This window comes from Variovorax sp. P1_H12_2, from assembly GCF_056405335.1.
The window spans coordinates 1-6,716 of record NZ_JBFUCI010000362.1; the positions used below are offsets into that span (position 1 = coordinate 1).

General features: G+C 66.5%; 8 protein-coding genes. 2 read left to right on the forward strand and 6 right to left on the reverse strand.

Translation table 11 applies throughout. The features are described from left to right. Position 1 precedes the first annotated feature (1 nt). Together AC1D2K_RS27005 and AC1D2K_RS27010 are read right to left on the reverse strand one after the other, a co-directional pair. Positions 2–670, reverse strand: coding sequence for a lytic transglycosylase domain-containing protein (locus AC1D2K_RS27005; protein ID WP_478092470.1), 669 nt, complete (start codon positions 668–670; stop codon positions 2–4). Positions 671–680: 10 nt separating this feature from the next. After that, positions 681–2,429 carry a proline--tRNA ligase gene (locus AC1D2K_RS27010; protein ID WP_478092472.1) on the reverse strand — a complete coding sequence of 583 codons (1,749 nt, stop codon included), beginning with the start codon at positions 2,427–2,429 and terminating at the stop codon, positions 681–683. Between the two features lie 125 nt (positions 2,430–2,554). Between AC1D2K_RS27010 and AC1D2K_RS27015 the strand changes: the two genes are divergently transcribed. Then, a complete protein-coding gene (locus AC1D2K_RS27015; protein ID WP_478092480.1) occupies positions 2,555–3,211 on the forward strand; it encodes an RNA pyrophosphohydrolase in 657 nt (218 codons plus the stop codon). After that, positions 3,198–3,695, forward strand: a complete 498-nt coding sequence (locus tag AC1D2K_RS27020) for a CNP1-like family protein (RefSeq protein WP_478092474.1) — start codon at positions 3,198–3,200, stop codon at positions 3,693–3,695. Before AC1D2K_RS27015 ends, AC1D2K_RS27020 begins: the two co-directional genes overlap by 14 nt. Positions 3,696–3,717: 22 nt before the next feature. Here AC1D2K_RS27020 and proB read toward each other — a convergent pair whose 3' ends face one another. The 4 genes from proB to rplU form a co-directional block, all read right to left on the reverse strand. Next, on the reverse strand, positions 3,718–4,857 hold the full coding sequence (gene proB / locus AC1D2K_RS27025) for a glutamate 5-kinase (RefSeq protein WP_478092475.1): 1,140 nt from the start codon (positions 4,855–4,857) through the stop codon (positions 3,718–3,720). Continuing rightward, positions 4,857–5,921, reverse strand: a complete 1,065-nt coding sequence (gene cgtA / locus AC1D2K_RS27030; RefSeq protein ID WP_478092477.1) for an Obg family GTPase CgtA — start codon at positions 5,919–5,921, stop codon at positions 4,857–4,859. The genes proB and cgtA overlap by 1 nt, the downstream gene beginning before the upstream one ends. A 73-nt stretch (positions 5,922–5,994) precedes the next feature. Next, positions 5,995–6,252 carry a 50S ribosomal protein L27 gene (gene rpmA / locus AC1D2K_RS27035; protein ID WP_478092478.1) on the reverse strand — a complete coding sequence of 86 codons (258 nt, stop codon included), beginning with the start codon at positions 6,250–6,252 and terminating at the stop codon, positions 5,995–5,997. A 12-nt stretch (positions 6,253–6,264) separates the two neighbouring features. After that, positions 6,265–6,576 (reverse strand): 50S ribosomal protein L21, encoded by a 312-nt coding sequence (gene rplU / locus AC1D2K_RS27040; RefSeq protein WP_286369298.1) that lies wholly within the window; start codon positions 6,574–6,576, stop codon positions 6,265–6,267. Positions 6,577–6,716 lie beyond the last annotated feature (140 nt).

Sequence of the window (6,716 nt, forward strand, 5' to 3'; positions counted from 1 at the left end):
GCTACACGGAGTGAGCCAACCTGGGGGCGAGCTCATTCCACGGGTCCTTGAAGAGCCACAGCCGCTGGTTCGCGAACACCGCATCGGGATACGGCGACTTGCCGCGGCTGCCGTTGTAGCGGCCCAGGGTCATGAAGAGATCGCCCTTCTCGCGATCGAGGTAGTGGCGCAGGATCACGCAGCCGAAGCGCAGGTTGGTCTGCATGTGGAACAGCTTGGACGGGTCGCTGTCGCCGATGACCCGCGTCCAGAAGGGCATCACCTGCATGTAGCCGCGGGCACCGGCGCTCGAGACGGCGAACTTGCGAAAGTTGCTCTCGACCTGCACCAGGCCCAGCACCAGGCTGACGTCGAGCCCGGCGCGGCGCGCCTCGTACCAGACGGTCTGCAGGAATTCCTTGCGCGTCGGCCAGTCGGGAAGTTTCTTCTTGAGCCGCTCGCTCGTCGCCCCGAGCCAGCGCAGGTAGGCCATGCGGGCCTCGGTATCTCCGAATTCCGGGATCGGCGGCGCCTTGTTGTGGATCGCCGAGCTCAGCGCGGTGCGCACCGAGTCGATCAGCGGCTCCTCGATCTGCGCGCCGGCGATGGCTCTGCGCGGCACGGCCAGCGAGAGCGCGCCGGCCGCCGCGCCACCGAGGTACTGGCGCCGGGAAAGGCCGGGAGCTTTCAAGGCCAGGGGCTCAAGCCGCAGCCAGGCGGCCGGTGATGAAGTCGGCGATGCCGGTGGCGGGCACCTTGGTCGCTGCGGTATCGCGGCGATGCTGGTACTCGAGCTGGCCTTCCTTCAGCCCGCGGTCGGAGATCACGACCCGATGCGGCACGCCGATCAGTTCCCAGTCGGCGAACATCGCGCCCGGGCGCTCGCCGCGGTCGTCCAGCAGCACGTCGACACCGCTGGCCAGCAGTTGGGTGTAGAGCGCCTCAGCGGCAGTCTTGACCTCGGCGCTGCGGTCCATCCCGATCGGGCAGACCACCACCGTGAACGGCGCGATGGCGTCGGGCCAGATGATCCCGCGCTCGTCGTGGTTCTGCTCGATGGCCGCCGCCGGCAGCCGCGTGATGCCGATGCCGTAGCAGCCCATCTCGAGGAACTGGGGCTTGCCCGCCTCGTCGAGGAAGGTCGCGTTCATCGGCTTGCTGTACTTGGTGCCGAGCACGAACACATGGCCGACCTCGATGCCGCGCTCGATCGCCAGCAGCCCCTTGCCGTCGGGCGAGGCGTCGCCGGCCACCACGTTGCGGAGATCCGCCACCGCATCGGGCTCGGGCAGGTCGCGGCCCCAATTGACGCCGGTCAGGTGGAAGTCGACCTCGTTGGCGCCGCAGATCCAGTCGGCCATCACCGCGACCTCGCGGTCGGCGACGATCTTCACCGGCTGCCTGAGGTTCAGCGGGCCCAGGTAGCCGGGCTTGCAGCCGAAGTGATCCTCGATCTCGGTCACGGTCGCGAAGCGGAAGCCCTGGTCGAGCCCCGGCACCTTGCTCACCTTGATCTCGTTCATGTCGTGGTCGCCGCGCAGCAGCAGCAGCCAGACCTTCACGTTCTTGATGTTGCCGGCCTCGTCCAGCTCGTCGGTGGCCAGCACCAGCGACTTCACGGTGGTCGCCAGCGGTACGCCCAGCAGCAGGGCGACGTCCTCGCAGGTGCTCTTGCCCGGGGTCGGCGTCTTCGTGAGCGCGCCAGCGGCGGCGCCGCGCGGACCGGCCGGCGCCAGCGCCTCGGCCTTTTCCATGTTGGCCGCGTACTCGCTGTCGGGACAGTAGACGATCGCGTCCTCGCCGGTGGCTGCGATGACCTGGAACTCCTGGCTCACATCGCCGCCGATGGCTCCGCTGTCGGCCGCCACGGCCCGGTAGCGCAGGCCGAAGCGGTCGAAGATCTTGCGGTACGCGTCCGCCATCACCTGGTAGCTGGCCTTGGCGCCTTCGAGGTCACGGTCGAAGCTGTAGGCGTCCTTCATGATGAACTCGCGCCCGCGCATCAAGCCGAAACGGGGCCGGCGCTCGTCGCGGAACTTGGTCTGGATCTGGTAGAGGTTCTTCGGCAGCTGCTTGTAGCTGCGAATTTCCTGGCGCGCGATGTCGGTCACGACCTCCTCGCTGGTCGGCTGGACCACGAAGGCGCGGTCATGGCGGTCCTTGATGCGCAGCAGCTCAGGCCCGTAGCCCTGGAAACGGCCGCTCTCCTCCCAGATCTCCGCCGGCTGCACCACCGGCATCGCGAGCTCGACCGCGCCGGCCCGGTCCATCTCCTCGCGCACGATGGCCTCGACCTTGCGGATCACGCGCAGGCCCATGGGCATGTAGGTGTAGATGCCGGTGCCCAGCTTCTTGATCATGCCGGCACGCATCATCAGACGGTGGCTGGCGACCTCGGCATCGGCGGGCGCTTCCTTGAGGGTGGAGATAAAGAATCGGGAAGCTTTCATCGGTCTCGAAGAGGGCTAGAAGCAGTGGTCGGGAGGGCAGRTCCTGAGCGGTCCTGGAACCGGTCGCTTGCCGTGTGCAACCCGGCATGCATAATCGACTCAGTTCAAAAAATTGGGGTTTGATTATGCTCGACCGGGACGGCTTCAGGCCCAACGTCGGCATCATCCTGCTCAACCAGAGAAACCAGGTTTTCTGGGGCAAACGCATTCGCACCCATTCCTGGCAGTTTCCGCAAGGCGGCATCGATCGCGGCGAAAGTCCCGAGCAGGCCATGTTCCGGGAACTGCATGAGGAAGTCGGTCTCCATCCGGAGCATGTGCGAATCGTCGCCCGTACCCGTGACTGGTTGCGCTACGAGGTGCCGGATCGGTTCATCCGCCGTGACGCACGCGGCCACTACAAGGGCCAGAAGCAGATCTGGTATTTGCTGCAGCTGACCGGTCACGACTGGGATCTGAACCTGCGCGCCACCGACCACCCGGAGTTCGATGCCTGGCGCTGGCACGACTACTGGGTGCCACTCGACGTGGTGGTCGAATTCAAGCGAGGCGTCTATGAAATGGCGCTGACCGAGCTCGCCCGCTACCTGCCGCGGCAGGACTTCCGCAACCGCTTCCTGCGCAGCAATGTGCGAGCCCGCGAATTCGAGCGCCACCCGCCCGGCGCGGGCCATGAACCGACTTTCGAGCTGCCGCCCGGCGCCAGCTTCGACCCCAACCCGAATGCCCATCTTGCCAACGACCCTGCCCCGACGAACGACCCGTCCCATGTTCCGCGCTAGCCGCACGATCCTGCTGGCCTGCGTGCTGGGTGCCGCCGGCCTGGCCCAGGCGCAGCTGTTCCAGGACCCCGAGTGGAAGGAGACCGAGGCGCCGCCCGCCCCGGCCTTCGACCCCAACAAGCTGGTCCCGGTCGAGATGCCGCCGTACATGACCCTGAAGTTCGGGATCGATCCGTCGACCATCAAGGTGACCGGCGACGGCGTGGTGCGTTACGTGGTGGTCGCCAGCCATCGCGAGGGCGGCGGCTTCAACGCCTTCTACGAAGGCCTGCGCTGCGCCACCGACGAATACAAGAGCTATGCGCGCTTCACCAACGGCACCTGGGAGGTCACGCCGGCGCCCGAATGGAAACGCCTGAATGACCGCAACTCGACCTATACCAAGGCATTGGCACGGCAGGGGCTGTGCCGAGGCAGTGCACCGCGCGCCTCGGTGGGCGAGATGGTCCGCTTCCTGAAGGCCCCGGTCCGCGAAGTCGAATAGGACCCGCTGTGCGCGCAGGCTCTCAGGCTTGCAGCAGCACCATGTTGTCGCGGTGGACCATCTCGGGCTCTGCGGCATAGCCCAGCAGGCGCTCGAACTCGGCCGAGGGCTTGCGGCACAGCATCCGGGCCTCGGCGCTCGAATAGTTGGCGAGGCCGCGCCCGAGTTCGACGCCCTGTTCGTCGCGGATCGCGATCACGTCGCCACGCGAGAACTCGCCCTCGACGCCGGTCATGCCGATCGGCAGCAGGCTCTTGCCCTCGGTGCGCACCTTGGCCGCCGCGCCGGCATCCACCGACACGGCGCCGCGCAGTTGCAGATGGTCGGCCATCCAGCGCTTGCGCGCCTGGTGCTTGGCGGTCTGCGCCACGAGCAGCGTTCCGATGGCTTCGCCGCGCGTGAGGCGCAGCAGGGCGTCGGGCTCGCGGCCCCAGGCGATCACGGTCGAAGCGCCGGAGCCGGCGGCGCGCTTGGCGGCCAGGATCTTGGTGATCATGCCGCCGCGGCCGATGCTGCTGCCGGCACCGCCGGCCATGGCCTCGAGCACGGGGTCGCCGGCCGCCGCCTCATCGACGAAGCGGGCATCCGGGTCCTTGCGCGGATCGGCGCTGTAGAGGCCTTTCTGGTCGGTCAGGATCACCAGCGCATCGGCTTCCACCAGGTTGGCGACCAGCGCACCCAGGGTGTCGTTGTCGCCGAACTTGATCTCGTCGTTGACCACCGTGTCGTTCTCGTTGATGACCGGCACCACGCCAAGGGCAAGCAGGGTCACCAGCGTCGAGCGCGCATTGAGATAGCGCTCGCGATCGGCCAGGTCGGCGTGGGTCAGCAGCACCTGGGCGCTGCCGATGCCGTTCTCGCGCAGCTTGGTCTCGTAGACCTGCGCCAACCCCATCTGCCCGACGGCGGCTGCGGCCTGCAACTCATGGATCTCGCGCGGCCGCACGCGCCAGCCCAGCCGCTTCATGCCTTCGGCGATGGCTCCGCTCGACACCATCACGACCTCCCGCCCCTCGCGCACCAGCGTCGCGAGTTGCCGGCACCACTCGCCGACGGCTTGCTCGTCGAGCCCGCGCCCCTCGTTCGTGACGAGGCTGGAGCCCACCTTGACGACGATGCGGCGCGCGTCGCGCAATACGGCAGAGCCTTGGGTCGAACTCATCATTGAACGTCTGGAAAACGGGGATCGATTTCCGTCGGCGGCTGCTCGGCCACCTGCTGGGCCTTGACGTGCTGGTAGATCGCCTGCACCAGCGGCTCGCAACCCTCGCGCGTGAGCGCGGAAATCTCGAACACCGGCCCCTTGAAGCGCAGTCGCTTGACGAAATCCTTGACCCGGGCCGCGCGCTCGTCGTCCGGCACCATGTCGAGCTTGTTCAGCACCAGCCAGCGCGGTTTCTCGTACAACGCCTTGTCGTACTTCTTGAGCTCGCCCGCGATCGCCTTGGCCTGTGCGACCGGATCCACGCCCTCGTCGAAAGGCGCCAGGTCCACCACGTGCAGCAGCAGCCGGGTGCGCTGCAGGTGGCGCAGGAACAGGTGGCCGAGGCCCGCGCCTTCGGAGGCCCCTTCGATCAATCCCGGCAGGTCGGCGACCACGAAGCTCTGCTCCGGACCCACGCGCACGACGCCGAGGTTCGGATGCAGCGTGGTGAACGGATAGTCGGCAATGCGGGGACGGGCATTGGAGATCGCGCTGATCAAGGTCGACTTGCCGGCGTTCGGCATGCCGAGCAGGCCGACGTCGGCCAGCACCTTGAGCTCGAGCTTGAGGCTTTTTTTCTCGCCCGGCCAGCCGGGCGTCTTCTGGCGCGGCGCGCGGTTGATGGCGCTCTTGAAGCGCATGTTGCCGAAGCCGCCGTCGCCGCCCTTGGCGATGGTGATCACCTCGCCGGGCGTCAGCAGCTCATACAGCACCTCGCCGGTCTCGGCGTCGGAGATGATGGTGCCGACCGGCATCTTGAGCGTGACGTCGTCGCCGGCGGCGCCGAACATGTCGGAGCCCATGCCATGCTGGCCGCGCTTGGCATCGTGGCGGCGCGAGAAGCGGAAGTCGACCAGCGTGTTCAGGTTCGAGTCCGCAACCGCGAACACGTGGCCGCCGCGACCGCCGTCGCCGCCGTTCGGGCCGCCGAATTCCTTGTACTTCTCATGGCGGAACGACACGCAGCCGTTGCCGCCGTCGCCGGCGGCGACGTCGATGAAGGCTTCGTCCACGAACTTCATGAGATGTCCAATCAGTCTACAAAATGAAAAAGCCCCGGCAAAGCGGGGCTTCGATCGGATCGAAGTGACTGGCTTACGCCGGGGTCACGTTGACCGTGTGCTTGTTGAGTGCGCCCTTGGTGCCGAAGGACACATGGCCCTCGACCAGGGCGAACAGCGTGTGGTCCTTGCCGATGCCGACATTGACGCCGGGATGGAACTGGGTACCGCGCTGGCGCACGATGATCGAGCCTGCGCTGATCAGTTYGCCGCCGAAGCGCTTCACGCCGAGCATCTTGGGCTTGGAATCGCGCCCGTTTCGCGTTGAGCCGCCGCCTTTTTTCTGTGCCATGGAATCTGCTCCTTAGCCGGCGATCGCGCCGATTTGCAGTTCAGTGAACTGCTGGCGATGGCCCTGACGTTTCTGATAGTGCTTGCGACGGCGCATCTTGAAGATGCGAACCTTGTCGTGCTTGCCGTGCGACAGTACCGTGACTGTCACCGTTGCGCCGGACACCAGGGGCGTACCGACCTTGATTTCGCTGCCGGTTCCGACTGCGAGCACTTGATCGATCACGATTTCCTGGCCCACGTCCGCAGCAATCTGTTCTACTTTAATTTTTTCGCCGGAAGCAACGCGATACTGCTTGCCGCCGGTTTTTATGACCGCGTACATATTGACCTCTTGATGAAGATGGCTCCACGGCGAATTCCGCAGAGCCCATGATTATAGCACCCCAGCCTCTTGCCGCCAGTGGGCACACCCCTGGCGGGCGGAGGGCGGTCCGGGCTTCCCTATAATCGAAGGCTTCCGGC

Bases quoted from the DNA above. Each gene is read 5' to 3' on its own strand.
- AC1D2K_RS27010 (WP_478092472.1), bottom strand. From the start codon at position 2,429: ATGAAAGCTTCCCGATTCTTTATCTCCACCCTCAAGGAAGCGCCCGCC.
- AC1D2K_RS27015 (WP_478092480.1), top strand. From the start codon at position 2,555: ATGCTCGACCGGGACGGCTTCAGGCCCAACGTCGGCATCATCCTGCTC.
- AC1D2K_RS27020 (WP_478092474.1), top strand. From the start codon at position 3,198: ATGTTCCGCGCTAGCCGCACGATCCTGCTGGCCTGCGTGCTGGGTGCC.
- proB (WP_478092475.1), bottom strand. From the start codon at position 4,857: ATGAGTTCGACCCAAGGCTCTGCCGTATTGCGCGACGCGCGCCGCATC.
- cgtA (WP_478092477.1), bottom strand. From the start codon at position 5,921: ATGAAGTTCGTGGACGAAGCCTTCATCGACGTCGCCGCCGGCGACGGC.
- rplU (WP_286369298.1), bottom strand. From the start codon at position 6,576: ATGTACGCGGTCATAAAAACCGGCGGCAAGCAGTATCGCGTTGCTTCC.